Source organism: Streptomyces sp. NBC_00989 (genome assembly GCF_045162655.1).
Classification (GTDB): domain Bacteria; phylum Actinomycetota; class Actinomycetes; order Streptomycetales; family Streptomycetaceae; genus Streptomyces.
This window is the reverse complement of sequence record NZ_CP108728.1, coordinates 5,933,567-5,954,095: the sequence shown is the minus strand read 5'-3', so window position 1 is coordinate 5,954,095 and position 20,529 is coordinate 5,933,567. Positions and strand designations below refer to the sequence as shown.

Sequence of the window (20,529 nt, the reverse complement as noted above, 5' to 3'; positions counted from 1 at the left end):
TCCTACGCCGCGACGAGATACGAGAAGACGGACTCGAGGGACTCGTCGGACGGCGAGACCGTGAGCAGCCGGATGCCGTGGTCCTTGGCCACCCGGGGCAGCAGGACCGTGAACCGGCCGAAGTCGACGGCCTGGACGCGCAGCGCGCCCTCGGCCAGGTCGACCTCGATGCCGGACGTCGACGGGTCGGCGATCAGCGCGGCCGCGAGGGCACGGTCGTCGCTGGAGCGGACCAGGTAGCGGTGCGGGCGGTCGGTCATCAGGCGGCGGATCTTGCGGAAGTCGCCGCTGGCCGCGTGCCTGCCGGCCACCACCACCTCGATGTGCCAGGCGAGTTGCTCGACCTCTTCGAGGATGTGGGACGAGAACAGCACCGTGCGGCCCTCGTCGCCCATCCGCCGCAGCAGGTCCATGAGCTGCATGCGCTGGCGCGGGTCCATGCCGTTGAACGGCTCGTCGAGCAGGAGCAGCGAGGGGTCGTGGACCAGGGCGGACGCCATCTTCACGCGCTGCCGCATGCCCTTGGAGTACGTCGAGATCTTGCGGTCCTGCGCGTACTCCATCTCGACCGTGGCGAGCGCCCGTTGGGCCGCCTTGGCTCCGAGGCCGTGCAACTCGGCGTTGGCCACGACGAATTCGCGTCCGGTGAGGAAGTCGTACATCGCCTCGCGCTCGGGGACGATGCCGATGTGCTTGTAGATCTGTTCGTTGCGCCACACCTGCTGGCCGTCGAGGGTGACGGTGCCGGTGGAGGGGGCGAGGAAGCCGCCCATCATGTTGATGAGGGTGGACTTTCCGGCGCCGTTGGGGCCGAGCAGCCCGGTGACTCCGGGGCCGACGGTCATGGTGATGTCGTTGACGGCGACCACGTTGCCGAACCAGCGGGAGACGTGGTCGATGGAGAGCGTGGTCACAGGCCCACCTTCCGGTAGCGGCGGATCAGGAGGCCGTAGGTCGCGGCGATGAGGCCCAGGACGGCGAGGACGTAGACGACGCCTTCTCCGTGGGTGGGGCCGACGCCTCCGGGGAACGCCGATGTCGCGCCCAGGAAGGCCGATTGCAGACCGTCGATGAGGGTGACGGGCGAGAAGAGGCCGATCCAGGGGATGGCGTTCGTGGCGTTCTGGGCGTCGGCGATCGCCTGGAGGGTGGAGACCGCGCCGTAGGAGATGGTCAGTACGGCGATGACGGCCGCGATGCCGAAGCCGCGGCGCGGGGTGACCGCGGCGATGACCAGGCCGATGCCGGCGAAGAGCAGCGAGAGGAGGGTCACCGAGACGAGTCCCTGGGCGAAGCCCTTGGTCTGGTCGGCGAAGTCGAGCTTCGCGAGCAACGCTCCTACGTAGAGCACGATCAGCGGGGCCGCGGTCAGGATGAACATGGCCGAGGCCAGGGCCGCGTACTTGGCCCGCACGTAGTCGGCGGTCTCGATCGGCCGCGAGAAGTACAGCGGTACGGTCTTGAAGCGCAGGTCGCGCGAGACGGACTGGGGTGCCTGCGAGGCGACGTAGAGGCTGATGACGGCCTGCATGATGATCGCGTAGCGGGTGTAGTCGACGGGCAGGTCCTTGGCCTTCGTGGCGACCGCGACGGCCACCATGATGGCCGCGGGCACGCACATGACCACGAACAGCAGCATCGGCAGGACCTTGGACTTCACCGAGCGGCCGAGGCCGTAGGAGCCGCGCAGGGACTGCGAGTAGAGGGAGCGGCGGGCGTAGGCGCGGCCCAGACGGGGGCCGTTGTAGTTGCGGTAGCCGATGTTGTGGATACGGGTCTGGTCGCCCGGCTGGGGGACCAGGGGCTGGTCAATTGCCATGGCCTACGGCCTCCTTCCGCTCTGCGTCGCTGCCGGCACCCGTGTCGGTGCCGGTGTCGGTGAAGACCTCGGAGATGTGATGCCTGCGCTGCTCCATGCGCACCAGGCCGAGGCCGAGGTCCGCGATGACGTCCCGGATCACGTCGTACGTCTCCTCGCCCGTGGCCGTCAGGAGGAGGACGTGGCCCGCGCCCGGCAGGCCGCTGCTGTCGTGGGTGTCCACCCCGCGCGCGTGGAGCGCTTCGCGCACCGCGCGGGTGCCGTCCGGGTGCTCGTCGGTGTCGGTGACCTCGATCGCCAGGGTCGTCGTGGTCTGGGTGAAGTCCGTGGTGGAGCTGGAGCGCAGGAGCTTGCCGCCGTCGACCACGATCACGTGGTCGCAGGTGCGCTCCAGCTCGCCCAGCAGGTGCGAGGTCACCAGCACCGAGATGCCGAAGTCCGTGTAGATGCGGCGGATGAGGCCGAGCATCTCGTCGCGGCCGACCGGGTCGAGGCCGTTGGTCGGCTCGTCCAGGAAGACCAGCTGCGGGTCGTGGACGAGGGCCTGCGCGAGCTTGACGCGCTGCTTCATGCCCGTCGAGTAACCGCCGATGGGGCGGTAGCGCTCCTCGTACAGACCGACATGGCGCAGGGTGTCCGCGGTGCGCTCGCGGGCCGCGGTGGGCGGCAGGCCGGACATGCGCGCCATGTGGACGACGAACTCGGTGGCCGAGACGTCGGGCGGCAGACAGTCGTGCTCCGGCATGTACCCGACGCGCTCGCGGATGTCGGCACCCTTGGTGGCGACATCGAGGCCGAGCACTTCGGCTCGGCCCTCGGAGGCGGGGGACAGACCCAGCAGGATCTTGATCAAGGTCGACTTGCCGGCTCCGTTGGCACCGACGAGCCCCGTCACACCGGGGCCGACGTCCACGGAGAGCCGGTCAAGCGCGGTCACCCGTGGGAACCGCTTGCTCAGGCTTTCGGTCGCGATCACAGTCACGTCTACGAAGGTAGTGACCCGGGCCACTCCGGTCGTCACCCCGCAGAGCTGTACTCGCGTCAGACTCCAGACGTACGGGTCCGTAGGGGATGCCCCTACTTGAGAGCTACGCGACCGGCCCTCGCGGTTATCCACAGGTAGAGATCAAGCCTATTGACGCAGCCTCTAACAACTGTCACATTCACGAGTGTCAAGTTACGAGCACGTACCGCAGTCAATGTGGACAGGTGGGGCGGTGGCATGACTACGGCGGTGACACGCGAACTCTCCGCGGAACTGCGGGGGTTCAGGGAGGTCCAGCGGCTGGCGTACGAGTGCGCCGAAGCCGTCGCGGCCCGGCTGGAGCCCGGAGTGAGCGAGCGCGACGCGGCGCGGATGCAGCGGTCGTGGCTGCACGCGAGGGGTGTGCGGGACTGGTTCCATCTGCCCTTCGCCTGGTTCGGCGACCGCACGGCGTTCACGAACTTCCGGGTGCCGCTCCAGTTCTTCCCCACGGGCCGCCGCCTTGAGCCCGGGATGCCGTTCATCCTGGACATGGCCCCCGTGTACAAGGGCTTCACGGCCGACATCGGCTACTCGGGCTCCCTGGGAGCCAACCCGGTGCAGGACCGGCTGATGACCGACCTGGAGGCGCATCGCGCGCTGCTCCTGCGCGAGGTGCGCGAGCGGCGCCCGCTGCGCGAGATCTACGAGGACGTGGACCGCCTCATGGTCCGCCAGGGCTACGCCAACCGGCACCGCGCGTATCCCTTCGGCGTGATCGCGCACAAGGTCGACCGGGTCGCCGAACGCCCTTGGTCCCCGCGGCTGTTCGGGTTCGGCACCCAGTCCCTGAAGGGCCTCGCGAGCGACGCGCTGCACGGCCACCGCGACGGCTGGTCCCCGCTGTGGTCGCCGTACCGCTTCTCCGACCATCCCCCGCATCCGGGCCTGTGGGCGGTCGAACCGCATCTCGGATTCCGGGGCACGGGCGCCAAGTTCGAGGAGATCCTGGTCGTCACCGACTCCAAGGACCCCGAACAGAGCGCCTTCTGGCTGGACGACGATCTGCCGCACGTGCGGCGCTGGGCGGAGGACAAGTGACGCTTGAGGGTGCGCGCGAGCGCTGGGTGCGGACGGGCGGAGTCGAGCTGTGCGTGGCCGAGTTGGGGGACCCCTCGCGCCCCACGGTCGTCCTGGTGCACGGCTATCCCGACAGCAAGGAGGTGTGGTCCGAGGTCGCGTCCCGGCTCGCGGACCGCTTCCACGTCGTGCTCTACGACGTCCGGGGCCACGGCAGGTCGACGGCCCCGGAACCGCTGCGGGGCGGGTTCACCCTGGAGAAGCTCACGGACGACTTCCTGGCGGTCGCGGACGCGGTCAGCCCGGACCGGCCGGTGCACCTGGTGGGGCACGACTGGGGCTCGGTGCAGTCCTGGGAGTTCGTCACCGTCGAGCGCACGGTGGGCCGGATCGCCTCCTTCACGTCGATGTCCGGGCCGTCCCTCGACCACTTCGGGCACTGGATCAACAAGCGTCTGACCCGGCCCACCCCGCGCCGCGTCGGCCAACTCCTCGGCCAGGGCGCCAAGTCCTGGTACGTGTACCTGCTGCACACGCCCGTGCTGCCCGAACTCGCCTGGCGCGGCCCCCTGGGCAAACGCTGGCCGAAGATCCTGGAGCGCGTCGAGAAGATCCCGCGCGGCGACTACCCGACTTATTCACTGCCCCAGGACGCGGCCCACGGCGCCTGGCTGTACCGGGACAACGTCCGGGCGAGGCTGCGCAGGCCACGCCCCGACGCGTACGCGCACGCGCCCGTGCAGCTCGTCACGCCCCTGGGGGACGCGTTCCTGTCGGAGCGGCTCTACGACGAACTGGAGCTGTGGGCGCCAGGGCTGGTGCGCCGCACGCTCCCGGCCAAGCACTGGATCCCACGCACGCGGCCCGATCAACTGGCGTCCTGGATCACGGAGTTCGTGACCACTCATGAGGGCGAGCGCCCCAGGTCGACGCCGGCGACCGGCAAGTACGTCCAGCGGTTCGGCGGGCAGCTCGTGCTGGTCACGGGTGCGGGCAGCGGCATCGGGCGGGCCACGGCGTTCGCGTTCGCCGAGTCCGGCGCGCGCGTGGTGGCCGTGGACCGCGATGCGGAGAGTGCCGCCCGCACCGCCGAGTTGGCCCGGCTGATCGGCGCCCCCGAGGCCTGGGCCGAGACGGTCGACGTCTCCGACGAGCAGGCCATGGAGAAGCTCGCCGCGAAGGTCGCCGCCGAGTACGGCGTGGTCGACGTCCTGGTGAACAACGCCGGAATCGGACTCTCCGGTTCCTTCTTCGACACCACCCCGGAGGACTGGAAGAAGGTCCTGGACGTCAACCTGTGGGGCGTGATCCACGGCTGCCGCCTCTTCGGGAAACAGATGGCCGAGCGCGGGCAGGGCGGCCACATCGTCAACACCGCGTCGGCGGCGGCGTTCCAGCCCTCCAAGGCACTGCCCGCCTACAGCACCTCCAAGGCCGCCGTACTGATGCTCAGCGAGTGCCTGCGCGCGGAGCTGTCCGGGCAGGGGATCGGCGTCTCGGCGATATGCCCCGGCCTCGTCAACACCAACATCACCTCGACCGCGCACTTCGCCGGGGTCGACGCCGCCGAGGAGAAGCGGCGCCAGAAGAGGTCGTCGCGGCTCTACGGGCTGCGCAACTACCCGCCGGAGAAGGTCGCCGACGCGATCCTGCGGGCGGTCGTCCGCAACGAGGCCGTCGTGCCCGTCACCCCGGAGGCGCGCGGCGCCCATCTGATGTCCCGGTTCGCCCCGCGCGCGTTGCGGGCGATGGCCCGCCTGGAGCCGCCGCTGTGACCTCCGCGGACGAGCACCACACGATCGCGCCCCGCCGGGTCTCCTTCGACTGGTCGCGCACGCCCCTGCACTGGATACCGGACGAGCCGACCGCCACGCATGTCCTCAACGTCCTGCATCTGCTGTTGCCGGCGGGGGAGCGGTGGTTCGTGAAGGTCCTCAAGGAGGGTCTGCCGCTGGTCGAGGACCCTCAACTCCGCGCGGACGTCAAGGGGTTCATGGGCCAGGAGGCCACGCACAGCGTCCAGCACGCGCACGTGCTGGACCAGCTCACGGCCCAGCGGTTCGACACCGGGGACTTCACCCGGCACGTCGACTTCCTCTTCGAACGGCTGCTCGGCGAACGCCCGCCGTTCGGCGCGCCGTTGCCGGAGCGGGAGTGGCTGCGGTTCCGGCTGGCGGTCGTCGCGGCGATCGAGCAGTTCACGGCGGTGCTGGGCGACTGGATCCTGACCGCGGAGGGCCTCGACCGGGCCGGCGCCGACGAGATCATGCTGGACCTGCTGCGCTGGCACGGCGCGGAGGAGGTCGAACACCGCGCGGTCGCCTTCGACATGTTCCAGCACTGCGGAGGCCACGGCCTCCCCCGCTACGCCCGCCGGGTCGCCGGCATGGCGGCGACGGCGCCCGTGATGCTCGCCCTGTGGGCCTGGGGCACGGCCTACTTGATACGCCACGACCCCCAACTCGCGGGCCGCGTCCGCTACTCGCTCACCGAACACAACAGAGCCGTACGCAAAGGCCTGTTGCCCACCTGGCGCTCACTCGGCGCGGCCGTCCCCCGCTATCTGCGGCGCTCCTACCATCCGTCGCGGGAGGGATCGTTGAACCGCGCGGTGGAGTACCTGAGAAGGTCACCGGCGGCACGGGCGGGGGTTGCGTGAGGTCGGGGGCGGGTGGGGGTGAGGGGAGTTCCTGGGCGCGTGTGGGTGAGATGAATCCCCGGGCGGGTGGGGGCGAGGGGAATTCCCAGGCGCGTGGGGGCGAGGGGAGGGAAGCGGTCGGCTCTGGTGTCGGGGCGGGGGCCGGTTCTGCGGCGGCGTCTCGTTCGGGGGCTGGGCCCGGTTCTGGGACCGCGCCCGGGTCGGAGACCGGGTCCGGGACCGCGTTCGGTTCCGAGTCCGGGACCGGGTCTGATTCGGCGGCCACATCCGGTTCCGAGACCGGGTCTGATTCGGCGGCGTCCCGCTCCGAGCCTGCGTCCGGAACCGGGTCCGTTTCAGGGGCCGCGTCCGGGACCAGGATCGATTCAACGGCCACATCCGGTGCCGGGACCAGGCCGGATTCGGCGGCATCCCGCTCCGAGCCTGCGTCCGGGGCCGCGTCCCACTCCGGCCCCAACATCAACCTCAACCCCAGCCCCGGCCCCAGCCCCAACCTCAATTCCAACTCCAGCCCCGGCCTCAACTCCGGCCCCAGCAAGGTCGCCTACCGCATAGAAGACCTCGCGCATCTCAGCGGGGCCACCGTCCGGACGATCCGTGCCTACCAGGACCGCGGTCTGCTCCCCCGTCCCGAGCGGCGCGGGCGGGCCAACGTGTACGCCGATGTCCATCTCGCCCGGCTCCGGCAGATCGCTGACCTGCTCGACCGCGGCTACGGCCTGGCCTCCATCAAGGAGTTGCTGGACGCGTGGGACGCGGGCCGGGGTCTGGGCGGGGTGCTCGGGCTGGCCGCCGAGGTCGACGGGCCGTGGACCGACGAGGAGGCGGTACGGATCTCGCGCGCCGAGTTGGAGCAGCGCTTCGGCGGCAGCCCGGACGACGCGGCCGTCGCCGAGGCCGTCGAACTCGGCGTACTCGAGCCGGTCCCCGGAGACACCGACTCCTTCCTCGTGCCGAGCCCTCAAGAGCTGGCCGTAGCCGTCGAGTTGTACGCATCCGGGGTTCCCCTGCCCGCGATCTCTTCCCACCTACGGGAGTTGAGGGTCCAGGTCGAGCACATCGCCTCCCGTTTCCTGGAGTTCACCACCGAGCACGTCTTCGCCCGCTACCTCGACGGTCCACACCGTCCGACGGACGCGGATGCCACGGAGGCGGCCTCTCTCGTACGACGACTGCGGCCCCTCGCGCAGCAGACCGTGGACGCCGAACTCGCCCGCGCCATGCGCCTGTTCGCCAACCGGTCGCTGCGCCGGCACCTCGGGACGGCGGAGCCTTCGCGGTCCGTGTCCTCGTCACGTTCCGTGGCCGTGCCCGAGACGACAATGCGGGCCGTGGAAGCGTTGGTTGGTCCGGCGAAGGCGGCCGAGTTCATCGCGCTGGCGGCCGAACGGGAGCTGCGGGCAAGGGCGTTGGATGCGCTCATGCCAAGGGGCGGCCCCCCAGCCGATCTTGACGAACAGGTGTGACATGACAGGGAGTTGTCCACAGAAACACCAATTCCCCTGTGGATAACTACAGTTGGTTGTGGATCAAACATCGGCCGCAAAATAAAATGCGTGATCCACGTCTCTCCCGTCATGCTGAGCGGATGGATGAAAGACGCACCGTGAAGGTGTCGAAGTACCTCTCCAAGCACCTGCGCCACCAACCCGAGCGGATCGGGCTCACCCTCGACGAAGCCGGCTGGGTCGAGATCGACACGCTGATCGCCGCCTGTGCCGCGCACGGGGTCCGGTTCAGCCGTCAGGAACTCGACCACGTGGTGGCCACGAACGACAAGCGCCGCTTCGCGATCGAGGGCACCCGGATCCGCGCCAGCCAGGGCCACAGCATCGAGGTCGACCTCGGACTGCCCCCGGCCACCCCGCCGCCGTACCTCTTCCACGGCACGGTCGCGCGCACCCTGGACGCGATCCGGGCCGAGGGGCTCAGGCCCATGAACCGCCACGCCGTGCACCTCTCCGCCGACCGGGAGACCGCGACCCGCGTGGGTGCCCGCCGCGGGCGGCCGGTCGTGCTCTCCGTGGATGCCGGCGCCATGCAGCGGGACGGTCACGTCTTCCGGGTCAGCGAGAACGGGGTGTGGCTCACGGAGGCGGTACCCGTGCGGTATCTGCGGTTCCCCGCATCCCACTGACCCCGCACGGCCCGAGGAGTACTGCCCCGGCATGGCCTCGGCGACACCACCCCCGGCATGATCAGTGGTATGGACCACTTCCCGAGCACCGAGGCCGCCGTCACCGTCCTCCGCGCCATCGCGGCCGAGTACGCGCGTGAGATCGAGGTCACCCATGACATCGGCGCCGACCAGACCTCCCGCCGCACCTCCGCGGGCTTCGGCGTCACCACCGACCCGGACGGTTCCCTCCCGCACGAGGCCTTCGTCGAGTTCGGCGGACTGCCGCGGGTGAGCGTGCGGCTCTACCCCGAGGACGACGCGCTGATCACGGTCGAGGGCATCGACTGCCCAGACATCGCCCGCGACGACGTCCCCGCCTTCCTCCGCTCCGTCTTCGACGGCCACGCCTACGTCAAGGCCCGCCGTTTCCCGCCCAGTTGCCATCTGGTCGTCCCGCTGCCCCGCGACCGGACGCACAAGGAGTGGATCTCGATGATCGCCCTCACACCGTGGCTCAACAGCCGCATACAGTGACGGTTTCACGTGAAACACGGACGTCGGCATAGCCTGGGAATCATGAGCCTGCGCCTGAGCACCGTGATCCTCCCGTACCGCCGCTGGAACGAGGGGAGCCGCGAGTCCTGGCAGCGCGCGGAGCAGCTCGGCTTCCACACCGGTTTCACCTACGACCACCTGTCCTGGCGCACCTTCCGGGACGGCCCGTGGTTCGGCGCCGTACCGACACTGACCGCCGCCGCGGCCGTCACCGAGCGGATGCGTCTGGGCACCCTCGTCACGTCGCCGAATTTCCGGCACCCGGTGACCCTCGCCAAGGAGCTCATCTCCCTCGACGACGTCTCCGACGGCCGGGTCACCCTCGGCATCGGCGCGGGCGGCACCGGCTTCGACGCCACGGCGCTCGGGCAGGAGCCGTGGACCCCGCGTGAGCGTGCCGACCGGCTCGGGGAGTTCGTTCCGCTGCTGGACCGGCTGCTCACCGAGGACTCGGTGTCGTACAAGGGCGACTTCTACTCGGCGCACGAGGCGCGCAACATCCCGGGCTGTGTGCAGCGGCCCCGGCTGCCCTTCGCGGTGGCCGCCACCGGTCCGCGCGGGCTGAAGCTCGCCGCCCGCTACGGACAGGCGTGGGTGACCACCGGCGATCCCAAGCTGTTCGAGAACGGCACCCCTGAGCAGTCGGTTCACGCCATTCGCGGGCAGGTCGAGAAGCTGACCGATGCCTGTGCCGCGATCGGCCGGGACACATCCGCGATCGACAAGATCCTGCTCACCGGTTTCACCCCGGACCGCGGCCGCCCGCTGGAGTCCCTCGACGCCTTCGTCGATTTCGCGGGCCGGCACCAGGAACTGGGCTTCACCGACATCGTGATCCACTGGCCGATCCCGGACTCCGACTTCGCCGCGGACGAGAAGGTCTTCGAGCAGATCGCCATGGAGGCTCCGACGCAGCTCCGCTGAGTCCGCACCACGGCTCGGCGGGTACCAGGGAGCACAACGGCCCTGGTAGGGGCGGTAACCACTCACCTGTGCGCACTCCCGCACGATCGTGCGGGCATATGCGGGAGAATGGCCCGGTGACCTCAGCGACTCGACAGCCCGAGACCCCGGCCTCCGCCGTCCCGCCCCGACTGATCGCCACCGACCTGGACGGCACCCTGCTGCGCGACGACAAGTCAGTGTCCCCTCGCACGGTGGCCGCCCTGGCGGCGGCCGAGGAGGCGGGTATCGAGGTCTTCTTCGTCACCGGCCGCCCGGCCCGCTGGATGGACGTCGTCAGCGACCACGTCCACGGCCACGGCCTGGCGATCTGCGGCAACGGCGCCGCCGTGGTCGACCTGCACGGCGGCCCCGGCGCCCACCGCTTCGTGAAGGTCCGCGAACTGGCCCGGGAGAACGCCCTCGACGCCGTACGCCTGGTGCGCGAGGCGGCGCCCGGGACGGTGTACGCGATCGAGCAGACCTACGGCTTCTACCAGGAGCCGGCGTATCCGAAGCTGCACCTGGAGATCCCCGACACCCTCGCACCCGCCGAGAAACTCCTGGCGGCGGACGCCCTGGGGGCCGACGAGCCGGTGCTGAAGATCCTCGCGTTCCATGCCGAGCTGGACCCGGACGTCTTCCTGAACGTCGCCCGCCTCGCCCTCGGCGACCGCGCGAACGTCACCCGCTCCAGCCCCAGCGCCCTGCTGGAGATCAGCGGGCCCGGCGTCTCCAAGGCGAGCACGCTCGCCCTGTGCTGCGCGGAGCGCGGTATCGCGCCCGAGGAGGTCGTCGCCTTCGGGGACATGCCGAACGACGTCGAGATGCTCACCTGGGCGGGACAGTCGTACGCGATGGGCAACGCGCACCCCGCCGTGCTCGCCGCGGCCTCCGGGCGGACCGTCGACAACAACGAGGACGGTGTGGCGGTCGTCATCGAGCGGATGCTGGCCGAACGGCGATGACGGCGGCCGGGCAGTAACGGGCGCCGTCCTGGAGCGCGCCCCTTACGTGAGCGACAAGCGCCCTAGCCGACAGGGACTCCCCGCTGTGCCAGCCAGGGCACGGGATCGACCGCCGATCCCATCTCCGGGGTGACCCGCACCTCGAAGTGCAGATGCGGGCCGGTGGAGTTGCCGGTCGTGCCGGACTGGGCGATCCACTGGCCGGTGGTGACGCGGTCCCCCTGGTCGACGGTGACTGCGGCGAGATGGGCGTACTGCGTGTAGTAGCCGCCCGGGTGCTCGATGACGATCTCGATGCCGAAGGCGCCCCCGCAGGACACCCGCACCACCCGGCCCGCTCCGGCCGCCCGCACCGGCGTGCCGATGGGCACCGCGAAGTCCTGGCCCGTGTGCCGGTTCGCCCAGCGGGAGCCGCCGCTGCCGAACCCCGCGGAGAGTTCGACGGGCTCCACCGGCGCGACCCACGGGTCGGTGACATGGGTCGGCGGCTGGTCGAGGCGGACGGCGCCCCGGCAGGTGCCCGCCGCGACCGAGGCGTCCGCCTGGCCCTGCAACTGGCCGCGCGCCTCGTCGAGTTTCCGCTGGATGCCCTGCTTCAGGTCGGCGAGTTCGGCGTTCCGCTTCTCCAGCGTCCGCCACGCCGACGCGGCTCTCGCCTCGTCGCCGGCGAGCCGTACCTCGGCCCGGTGGCTCCTGCCGATCGCGTTGCCGACGGCGAGATCCGCCTGGGAGAAGACGTGCTGATCGCGCATCAGGTCCTCGGGGCTGTCCGCGAGGATGATCCGGGCGGCCATCGGGACACCGCCGCCGCTGCGGTACTGGGCGCGGGCGATCCGGCCCAGGTCCTCGTGCAGCCGTGCGATCTCCCGCCGTTCGCCGGCCAGTTGGGCCTCGACCCGTTGGGCGCGGGCCCGTTGCGCGTCGGCGTCCCGCCGCCCGGCCTCGTACTGCTGGGTCGCGAGGGCCGCGTCCTGGTACAGCCGCGCCACCTGCGCGCTGGCACCGGCGGCGGCCTGGGAGTCGTCGTCGCCGGGGCGGGCCGCCAGGACGGCGAGCGCGCACAGCAGCACCGGAACGAGCAGCGGATAACGGCGAGATGAGCGCATGTCAGCGATCGTGACCCGCGCGGCGGACGAAGGCCCTGTTCAAGTCGTACGCATGGGGGACGCGTTGCTGCGAACGGCTCAGCGGGAGCCGCGGCGGGCAGGTGTCCGACAGGGCTCGACGGAAGCCGCACTGGACAGGATCCCGGCAGGGCTCAGTGGGGCGCCTGCCACACCACCGTCGTACCGCCGCCGTCCTCGCCGATGCCCGGCCCGTACGAGCTGTCGCCACCCAGGGATTCGGCCCGGCGTTTGAGGTTCTGGAGGCCGCTGCGCCGACCGCCCGCGGGGATGCCGACGCCGTCGTCCGCGACGGTGAGCCGTACGCCGGGCCGGCCGTCCGGCAGGGTCGCGGTCGCGTCGACGACGACCTCGATCCGGGCCGCCTCCGCGTGCCGGAACGCGTTGGAGAGGGCCTCGCGCAGGGCCGCGATGAGGTTCTTGCCGGTGAGGTCGCCGACCGTCGTGTCGACCGCGCCGACGAAACGGTGCGCGGGCTGGAAACCGAGCGGCACGGCCGCCATGTTGATCTCCCGCAGCACCCGCGTGCGCAGCCCGGAGGGCGCCTCGGCGGGGCCCTGCTGGAGCGCGAAGATCGCGGTGCGGATCTCCTGGATGGTGACGTCGAGTTCGTCGACGGCGTTTCCCACGCCGTGCCGAATCTCGGGGACGAGCGACCCGCGCTGGGCGCTCTCCAGCATCATCCCGGTGGCGAACAGCCGTTGGATGACCAGGTCGTGCAGGTCGCGGGCGATGCGGTCGCGGTCCTCGTACACCGCGAGCCGCTCCCGGTCGCGCTGCGCCTCGGCCATCATCAGCGCGAGGGCGGCCTGCGAGGCGAACTGGGTCGCGAGGGTGCGCTCGGCCTCCGTGAAGGTCCGCTCGCCCTGCGCGCGGGGCGTGACCAGGGCACCCAGGACGCGCCCTCCGCTCTGCAGGGGCAGCGCCATGATCGGCCCGTACGCGCGCGCGAGGGCGCTGAGCATACGGGGATCGGTGGCCGCGTCCGCCACGAACACCGGCTGTCCGTCAAGGAGTTGGGCGACGATCTCGCTGTCCCGGTGAACGACCCTGCCGAGCTGGTCCGACGGCTGTTCCGAGGACACGGCGACGATCTCCATGCCGCCCCCGTCGGCGGGCAGCAGCACGATCCCGGCCGCCGAACCGGACAGCCGGCGGGCCCGTTCCGCGACGACCTGCAACGCGTCCTCGGCGTCCCCACCGGACAGCAGGGCGGTCGTGACGGCCACCGACCCGTCGATCCACCGCTCACGCTGCTTGGCGGCCTCGTACAGCCGGGCGTTGCCGATGGCGATACCGGCCTCGGTCGCCAGCACCCGGACCATGTTGACGTCGTAGTCGTTGAAGGGGCCCCCGCCGCGCTTCTCGCCCAGATAGAGGTTCCCGAAGACCTCTCCCTGGACGCGGATGGGAACACCGAGAAAGCCACGCATCCGCGGATGGTGCTCGGGAAAACCCCAGGACCGCGGATCCTCGCTCACATCCGCCAGCCGCACCGGCCCCGACTCCCGGATGAGCGTGCCGAGCAGCCCCTTGTGCCCGTCGGGAAACCGCCCGATGCGCCGCGCGGTCCCCTCGTCGACCCCGTGGAAGACGAAGTCGGCAAGCGCGTCACCGTCCTCGTCGACGACACCGATCCCCGCGTAGCGGGCGTCCGTCAGCGTGGCCGCCGCCTCGCAGATCCGCTCCAGCGTGGAGTGCAGTTCGAGCCCGCTCCCCACGGACCGCATCGCCGCGAGCAACTGCGGCACGCGGGCAGCCAGTTCGGCCGAGGGTCCCGGGGAGGGGGACGGGGGACCAAGACGCGGGGTGGCTGACATACACCGAGCCTAATTAGTCCCCTTTGTCACGGAAAGTCGAGCGGATCGGCGACGAGCCCTCCTAGCCGGCCGCCACCAGCAGCTCCGACTCCGCCTCCCGCTCCGCCATCCCCCGCAACGGCCCCTCCACCGAGGCCAGTCCGGCGTACGGTCCCCGCTGCACCACACGTCCTTCGTCCAGCACGATCACCTCGTCCACGTCCTCCAGGCCCGCGAGCCGGTGCGTGATCAGCAGTGTCGTACGGCCCTCCGTGGCAGCCAGCAGATCGGCGGTGAGCGCGTCGGCGGTGGCCAGGTCCAGGTGTTCGGCGGGCTCGTCGAGCACGAGGACCGGGAAGTCGGCAAGCAGGGCGCGGGCGAGCGCCAGCCGCTGCCGCTGCCCGCCGGACAGCCGCGCCCCGTGCTCACCGACGAGGGTGTCCAGGCCGTCGGGCAGCCCGTCGGCCCAGTCGAGGAGCCGGGCCCGCTCCAGCACGGCCCGCAGTTCGTCCTCGGTCGCGTCCTTCTTCGCGAGGAGCAGGTTCTCGCGCACCGAGCTGTCGAAGAGATGCGCGTCCTGGGCACACAGCCCGACGAGCCGTCGTACGTCGTCGCCGTCCAGGGCGTACGCGTCCACACCGGCCAGCGTGTACGTGCCGGCGTCCACGTCGAGGAAGCGCAGCAGCACCTGCGCCAGCGTCGTCTTGCCGGACCCGGAGGTGCCGACCACGGCGACCCGGCGGCCCTTCTCCAACGTCAGGTCGAGCCCGGTGAGTGCGTCCCGGTCCTGCCCGGTGTGCCGGGCGGCCAGCCCCTGTACGACGAGCGGGAAGGGTGTCGCGGGTGCCTGGCGGGGCCGCTCCGGTTCCCGTACGGGCTCGGGGGCGTCCAGTACCTCGTACACGCGCTCGGCGCTCTTGCGGACCCGCTGCCGGTACTGCACGGCGAGGGGCAGTCCGAGGACGGCCTCGAAGGCGGCGAGCGGGGTGAGGACGACGACGGCCGTGAGAACACCGCTGAGCCGTCCCGCGGCGACGGCCTGGGCTGCGACGAGGGCGGTGGCGGCGACGGTCAGGCCCGAGATCAGCGCGGTGAGGCCGTCGCCGAGGGCGGTGGCGGTGGCGGCTCGGGAGGCGATCCGGGTGAGGACGCCATCGGCTCGCTTGGCCTCCGCCGTACGGGCGGGCAGCGCGCCGGCGACCGTCAACTCGGCGGTTCCGGTGAGCAGTTCGGTCACGCGGGTGGCGAGCGCTCCGCGGGCGGGGGCCAGCCGCCGTTCGGCACGGCGGGCCACCGCACCGGTGACGAGGGGGACGCCGACGCCGGCCGCGAGGAGACCGACCCCGAGGGCGGCACCGGCCTCGGGGAGCAGCCACGCCGTGAAGCCGACCGTCGCGGCGGAGACGGTGACCGCGACCCCGGCGGGCAGCAGCCAGCGCAGCCAGTAGTCCTGGAGCGCGTCCACGTCGGCGACGAGCCGGGAGAGCAGATCGCCGCGCCGGGTGTCGCGCAGCCCGGCGGGCGCGAGCCGTTCGAGGCGCCGGTAGACGGCGACCCGGGTGTCGGCCAGCATCCGCAGGACCGCGTCGTGCGAGACGAGCCGCTCCGCGTACCGGAACACGGCCCGCCCGATCCCGAAGGTCCGGGTCGCCGTCACGGCCACCATCAGGTACAGCACGGGCGGCTGCTGCGAGGCCCGCGAGATCAGCCACCCCGAGGTACCCATGAGCCCAACGGCGCTGCCCAGCGCGAGACTTCCGAGCAGCAGCGCCAGGGCGAGGCGTCCGCGCCGGGCACCGGACATGGCACGGACCCGGGAGAGGACGCCACCCGTGTGCGCCGGGAGTCGCGTCCCGGGCTCGTCGAGGGCCACGGGATTCACCGGTGTCTCCGACGAGCCCAGGTCCGTACCGGTGGCCGCAGGCAGGGTCTCCGCGCGCATCGCGGCCGTGCCCTCCGTCACCCGCACCACCCGGTCGGCCACCGCCAGCAGCGCCGGCCGGTGCACCACGAGCAGGACCGTCCGCCCGACCGCCAACCGCCGTACCGCTTCCACCACTTCGGCCTCGGTCGCTCCGTCCAGCGCGGCCGTCGGTTCGTCGAGGAGGAGCACGGGCCGGTCGGCGAGGAAGGCCCGGGCGAGTGCGAGCCGCTGCCGCTGCCCGGCGGACAGCCCGGCCCCGTCCTCACCGAGCACGGTCCCGATGCCCTCGGGCAGCGCGTCCACGAAGTCCAGGGCGCCCGCATCGGCCAACGCCCGCCGTACGGCTGTGTCGTCGGCGTCGGGGCGGGCGAGCCGTACGTTCTCGGCGATCGTCCCGGCGTACAACTGCGGGCGTTGCGGCACCCAGGCGATTCGGGACCGCCACCGCTCCAGGTCGACGTCGGTGAGATCGACTCCCCCGACGCGCACCCGGCCCTCAGTGGGCCGGACGAACCCCAACAGGGCGTTCAGCAGAGTGGACTTGCCCGAGCCGCTCGGTCCGACGAGGGCGACCGTCTCTCCGGGTTCCACGGCGAAGGACGTGTCCGACACGGCGTCCGCGGACCGCCCGGGATAACGGACCGTCACGCCCTCGAAGGCCAGGGCGTCCGACGGCACTTCGGTGGTGCCGGAGGCCGGTACCGGTGTCTCCAGTACCGAGAAGATCTCCTCGGCCGCCGCGAGGCCCTCAGCGGCCGCGTGGTACTGCGCGCCCACCTGACGCAGCGGCAGGTACGCCTCGGGTGCGAGGACGAGGACGACGAGACCGATGTAGAGGTCCATGTCGCCATGGACGAGGCGCATGCCGATCGTCACGGCGACCAGGGCCACGGAGAGTGTGGCGAGCAACTCCAGAGCGAAGGAGGAGACGAAGGCGATCCGCAGCGTCCGCATGGTCGCCTGCCGGTACTCGCCGGTGATGCGTCGGATCGAGTCGGCCTGTGCCTTGGCCCGGCCGAACACCTTCAGGGTCGGCAGCCCCGCGACCACGTCCAGGAAGTGCCCGGAAAGCCGGGAGAGCAACTGCCACTGCCGGTCCATCCGGGACTGCGTGGCCCAGCCGATCATCACCATGAAGAGCGGGATGAGCGGCAGCGTGCCGACGATGATCGCCGCCGACACCCAGTCCTCGGTGACGATCCGCGCCAGCACCGCCACCGGGACGACCACCGCGAGCCCCAACTGCGGGAGATAGCGCGAGAAGTAGTCGTCGAGAGCATCGATACCCCGCGTGGCGAGGGCGACCAGCGAACCGGTCCGCTGCCCGCTCAGCCAGCCGGGGCCCAGCTCCACGGAACGCTCCAGCAGCCGTCGCCGTAGCTCCGACTTCACGGCGGCGCTGGCGCGGTGGGCGGCGAGTTCGGTGAGCCAGGAGACCAGCGCGCGGCCGGCGGCGACGGCCACCAACAGCAGCAGGGGAGTGCCGAGTTCACCGACGGACATCCGGTGCTGGAAGGCACCGACCACGACCTCGGCGATGAGCATCGCCTGCGTGATGACCAGCACCGCACCGAGGGCGCCCAGACCGACGACCGCCATCAGGAAGAGGTGGGTGGCGCGGGCGTAGCGGAGCAGACGTGGGTCGATCGGTTTCACGTGAAACACACCCTCTTCTCGGGAGGTCCCGGCTTCGCAGCGGTCCCGACTTCTCGACGGGGCCCTAGGGGCATGTTTCACGTGAAACATGCCCCTAGTCGGACTCAATGCTCGGACTCGGCGCTCGGACTCAGGCTCAGTGCGCTGCCTCGGCGATGTGCTGCGTACCGATCCGCTTGCGGAACACCCAGTACGTCCAGCTCTGGTAGAGCAGCACAATCGGTGTGGCGATCCCCGCGCACCAGGTCATGATCTTCAGGGTGTACGGGCTCGACGAGGCGTTGGTGACCGTGAGGTTCCAGTCCGGGTTGAGCGAGGACGGCATGACGTTCGGGAAGAGCGACAGGAAGAGCATCGCGACGGCCGCCACGATGGTGAGGCCGGAGAACGCGAACGACCAGCCCTCACGCCCGAGTTGAATCGCTCCCAGCGCCGCGACGAGTGCGACGACGGCCACGATCAGCGCGACCAGACTCTTGCCGTCACCGCTGTCGATCTGGGTCCAGATCAGGAAGGCCAGCGCCAACAGGGCGGTGACGAGACCGACTTGAAGGGCCAGCTTCCGCGCCCGCACCCGGATGTCCCCGACGGTCTTGAGGGCCGTGAACACCGCGCCGTGGAAGGTGAAGAGCGTCAGCGTGACGAGGCCGCCGAGGATGGCGTACGGGTTGAGCAGGTCCCAGAAGGTGCCGGCGTACTCGAAGTTCTTGTCGATCTTCACGCCGTGCACGATGTTGCCGAAGGCCACGCCCCACAGGAACGCGGGGAGCAGCGAGGTCCAGAAGATCGCCGTCTCCCAGTTGCGCTGCCAGTTCTCCTCGGGCCGCTTCGCCCGGTACTCGAAGGCGACGCCCCTGACGATCAGGCAGACCAGGATGATCAGCAGGGCGAGGTAGAAGCCGGAGAAAAGGGTGGCGTACCACTCGGGGAAGGCGGCGAAGGTCGCGCCGCCGGCCGTGAGCAGCCAGACCTCGTTGCCGTCCCAGACCGGGCCGATCGTGTTGATCAGCACCCGCTTCTCGGTGCGGTTCCGGGCGAGCAGCTTGGTGAGGATGCCGACCCCGAAGTCGAAGCCCTCCAGGAAGAAGTAGCCGGTCCACAGGACGGCGATGAGGACGAACCAGACGTCGTGCAGTTCCATGACTGTTGCAGCTCCCTCGGCCTAGTACGAGAAGGCCATCGGCTTGTCGGCGTCCTGGGAGTCGCCGCCGATCTTCGTGGGCGGGTTGAGGTCGGCCTCGGTGAGTTCGGGCGGGCCGGCCTTGACGTACTTCGCGAGCAGCTTGACCTCGATGACGGCGAGGATCGCGTAGAGCGAGGTGAAGACGATCATCGAGGTGAGGACCTCACCCTGGGAGACGCTGGGGGAGACCGCGTCGCGGGTCTGGAAGAGGCCGTAGACGACCCAGGGCTGGCGGCCCATCTCGGTGAAGATCCAGCCCCAGGAGTTGGCGATCAGGGGGAAGCCGAGGGTCCAGATCGACACCAGCCAGTAGAGCTTGGTGAGTTTCGGGCCGAGGGTCTTGTTCTTGAAGAGGACGACGTTCGGCACCTCGTCGTCACCGACCCGCAGATGGGGAGCCAGCATGAACTTCTTGCGGGTCAGCCAGAGTCCGGCCAGGCCGATCGCGAAGGACGCCATGCCGAAGCCGATCATCCAGCGGAACGCCCAGAAGGTGACGGGGATGATGGGCCGGTAGTCGCCGGGACCGTACTTGGCCTGCTCGGCCTTGTTGGTGTCGTTGATGCCGGGGACGTACGAGCTGAAGTCGTCGTCGGCGAGGAACGACAGTATCCCGGGGATGGACAGCTCGACGCTGTTGTGGCCCTTGCTGACGTCGCCGTAGGCGAAGATCGAGAACGGCGCGGAGTCCTGGCCGTCCCACAGGGCCTCGGCGGACGCCATCTTCATCGGCTGCTGCTTGAACATGACCTTGCCGAGGGTGTCGCCGCTGACGGCGGTGAGCAGGCCGGCGATGGCGACGGTGACCAGGCCCAGCCGCAGCGAGCTCTTCATCACGGCGATGTGCTTCTTGCGGAACAGGTGGAAGGCCGCGATGCCGACCATGAACGCGCCGCCGGTCAGGAAGGACGCGGAGAGCGTGTGGAAGGCCTGCGCGAGCGCGGTGTTCTGGGTCAGCACGTGCCAGAAGTCGGTGAGTTCGGCACGGCCCTTCGCCTTGTTGATCCGGTAGCCGACGGGGTGCTGCATCCACGAGTTGGCCGCGAGGATGAAGTACGCCGACAGGATCGTGCCGATCGAGACCATCCAGATGCAGGCCAGGTGGATCCGTTTGGGCAGCTTGTCCCAGCCGAAGATCCACAGCCCGATGAAGGTGGACTCGAAGAAGAACGCGATCAGCGCCTCGAAGGCGAGCGGGGCACCGAAGATGTCACCGACGAACCGCGAGTAGGCGGACCAGTTCATGCCGAACTGGAACTCCTGCACGATGCCCGTGACGACGCCCATGGCGATGTTGATCAGGAAGAGCTTGCCCCAGAACTTGGTGGCCCTGAGGTACTTCTCCTTCTCCGTGCGCACCCACGCGGTCTGCAGCCCGGCCGTGAGAGCGGCGAGCGAGATCGTCAGCGGGACGAACAGGAAGTGGTAGACGGTGGTGATGCCGAACTGCCATCGCGCCAGTGTCTCCGGCGCCAGAGCCAATTCCACGTCGTCAGTCTCCTTACGTCGCCGTGGTACAGCGGCAGTTTGCCCCTTTTGTCGCACACATCATGGGACGAACCGGGACACGCTTGTGAACGCGTTCACATTCACAAGCTATTATGACGTACGGATTTTCGGCAGCGGAAGGGGGGTCCCGTTCGGAAGCCCATTACGAAGGGGGGTCCCCCTATGGCAACCCCCCTGACGTCACTCGTTACGAATCCTCACATCGGCAGGCGTGACGAACCACACCGC

16 protein-coding genes are annotated in these 20,529 nt (G+C 70.3%); 8 read left to right on the top strand and 8 right to left on the bottom strand.

Going from position 1 to position 20,529, the window contains the following annotated elements; genetic code table 11:
* Positions 1-2: 2 nt before the first annotated feature.
* The 3 genes from OG714_RS26260 to OG714_RS26250 are packed head-to-tail and all read right to left on the bottom strand — an operon-like array spanning position 3 to position 2,795.
* Positions 3-914 carry an ABC transporter ATP-binding protein gene (locus tag OG714_RS26260; RefSeq protein WP_406124547.1) on the bottom strand — a complete coding sequence of 304 codons (912 nt, stop codon included), beginning with the start codon at positions 912-914 and terminating at the stop codon, positions 3-5.
* Positions 911-1,819, bottom strand: a complete 909-nt coding sequence (locus tag OG714_RS26255) for an ABC transporter permease (protein WP_406124546.1) — start codon at positions 1,817-1,819, stop codon at positions 911-913. The genes OG714_RS26260 and OG714_RS26255 overlap by 4 nt, the downstream gene beginning before the upstream one ends.
* Entirely contained in the window at positions 1,809-2,795 is a 987-nt protein-coding gene (locus tag OG714_RS26250; protein WP_406131951.1) for an ABC transporter ATP-binding protein, read from the bottom strand. The genes OG714_RS26255 and OG714_RS26250 overlap by 11 nt, the downstream gene beginning before the upstream one ends.
* A gap of 246 nt (positions 2,796-3,041) precedes the next feature.
* Between OG714_RS26250 and OG714_RS26245 the strand changes: the two genes are divergently transcribed.
* The 8 genes from OG714_RS26245 (at position 3,042) to OG714_RS26210 (ending at position 11,106) form a co-directional block, all read left to right on the top strand.
* Positions 3,042-3,884: a M24 family metallopeptidase gene (locus OG714_RS26245; protein ID WP_406124544.1), complete on the top strand. Its 843-nt coding sequence runs from the start codon at positions 3,042-3,044 to the stop codon at positions 3,882-3,884.
* Positions 3,881-5,638, top strand: a complete 1,758-nt coding sequence (locus tag OG714_RS26240) for an SDR family oxidoreductase (RefSeq protein WP_406124542.1) — start codon at positions 3,881-3,883, stop codon at positions 5,636-5,638. The genes OG714_RS26245 and OG714_RS26240 overlap by 4 nt, the downstream gene beginning before the upstream one ends.
* Positions 5,635-6,522, top strand: coding sequence for a metal-dependent hydrolase (locus OG714_RS26235; protein WP_406124541.1), 888 nt, complete (start codon positions 5,635-5,637; stop codon positions 6,520-6,522). The genes OG714_RS26240 and OG714_RS26235 overlap by 4 nt, the downstream gene beginning before the upstream one ends.
* A gap of 551 nt (positions 6,523-7,073) precedes the next feature.
* A complete protein-coding gene (locus OG714_RS26230; protein ID WP_406131950.1) occupies positions 7,074-7,988 on the top strand; it encodes a MerR family transcriptional regulator in 915 nt (304 codons plus the stop codon).
* A 122-nt stretch (positions 7,989-8,110) separates the two neighbouring features.
* Positions 8,111-8,659: an RNA 2'-phosphotransferase gene (locus OG714_RS26225; protein WP_406124540.1), complete on the top strand. Its 549-nt coding sequence runs from the start codon at positions 8,111-8,113 to the stop codon at positions 8,657-8,659.
* 69 nt (positions 8,660-8,728) lie between these two features.
* Positions 8,729-9,175 (top strand): hypothetical protein, encoded by a 447-nt coding sequence (locus OG714_RS26220; RefSeq protein WP_406124538.1) that lies wholly within the window; start codon positions 8,729-8,731, stop codon positions 9,173-9,175.
* 42 nt (positions 9,176-9,217) lie between these two features.
* Complete coding sequence (locus tag OG714_RS26215) at positions 9,218-10,120, top strand: LLM class flavin-dependent oxidoreductase (protein ID WP_406124537.1); 903 nt, start codon at positions 9,218-9,220, stop codon at positions 10,118-10,120.
* Between the two features lie 98 nt (positions 10,121-10,218).
* Positions 10,219-11,106, top strand: a complete 888-nt coding sequence (locus OG714_RS26210; RefSeq protein ID WP_406124535.1) for a Cof-type HAD-IIB family hydrolase — start codon at positions 10,219-10,221, stop codon at positions 11,104-11,106.
* A 62-nt stretch (positions 11,107-11,168) separates the two neighbouring features.
* Here OG714_RS26210 and OG714_RS26205 read toward each other — a convergent pair whose 3' ends face one another.
* The 5 genes from OG714_RS26205 to OG714_RS26185 all read right to left on the bottom strand — a co-directional run bounded on the left by OG714_RS26205 (position 11,169) and on the right by OG714_RS26185 (position 20,280).
* Entirely contained in the window at positions 11,169-12,212 is a 1,044-nt protein-coding gene (locus OG714_RS26205; protein WP_406124534.1) for a peptidoglycan DD-metalloendopeptidase family protein, read from the bottom strand.
* 152 nt (positions 12,213-12,364) lie between these two features.
* Entirely contained in the window at positions 12,365-14,050 is a 1,686-nt protein-coding gene (locus OG714_RS26200) for a GAF domain-containing sensor histidine kinase (protein ID WP_406124533.1), read from the bottom strand.
* A gap of 61 nt (positions 14,051-14,111) precedes the next feature.
* A complete protein-coding gene (gene cydD, locus OG714_RS26195; RefSeq protein ID WP_406124532.1) occupies positions 14,112-17,609 on the bottom strand; it encodes a thiol reductant ABC exporter subunit CydD in 3,498 nt (1,165 codons plus the stop codon).
* A 136-nt stretch (positions 17,610-17,745) separates the two neighbouring features.
* Positions 17,746-18,750: a cytochrome d ubiquinol oxidase subunit II gene (gene cydB / locus OG714_RS26190; protein ID WP_406124531.1), complete on the bottom strand. Its 1,005-nt coding sequence runs from the start codon at positions 18,748-18,750 to the stop codon at positions 17,746-17,748.
* Between the two features lie 21 nt (positions 18,751-18,771).
* Entirely contained in the window at positions 18,772-20,280 is a 1,509-nt protein-coding gene (locus tag OG714_RS26185) for a cytochrome ubiquinol oxidase subunit I (RefSeq protein ID WP_406124529.1), read from the bottom strand.
* Between the last annotated feature and the right edge of the window lie 249 nt (positions 20,281-20,529).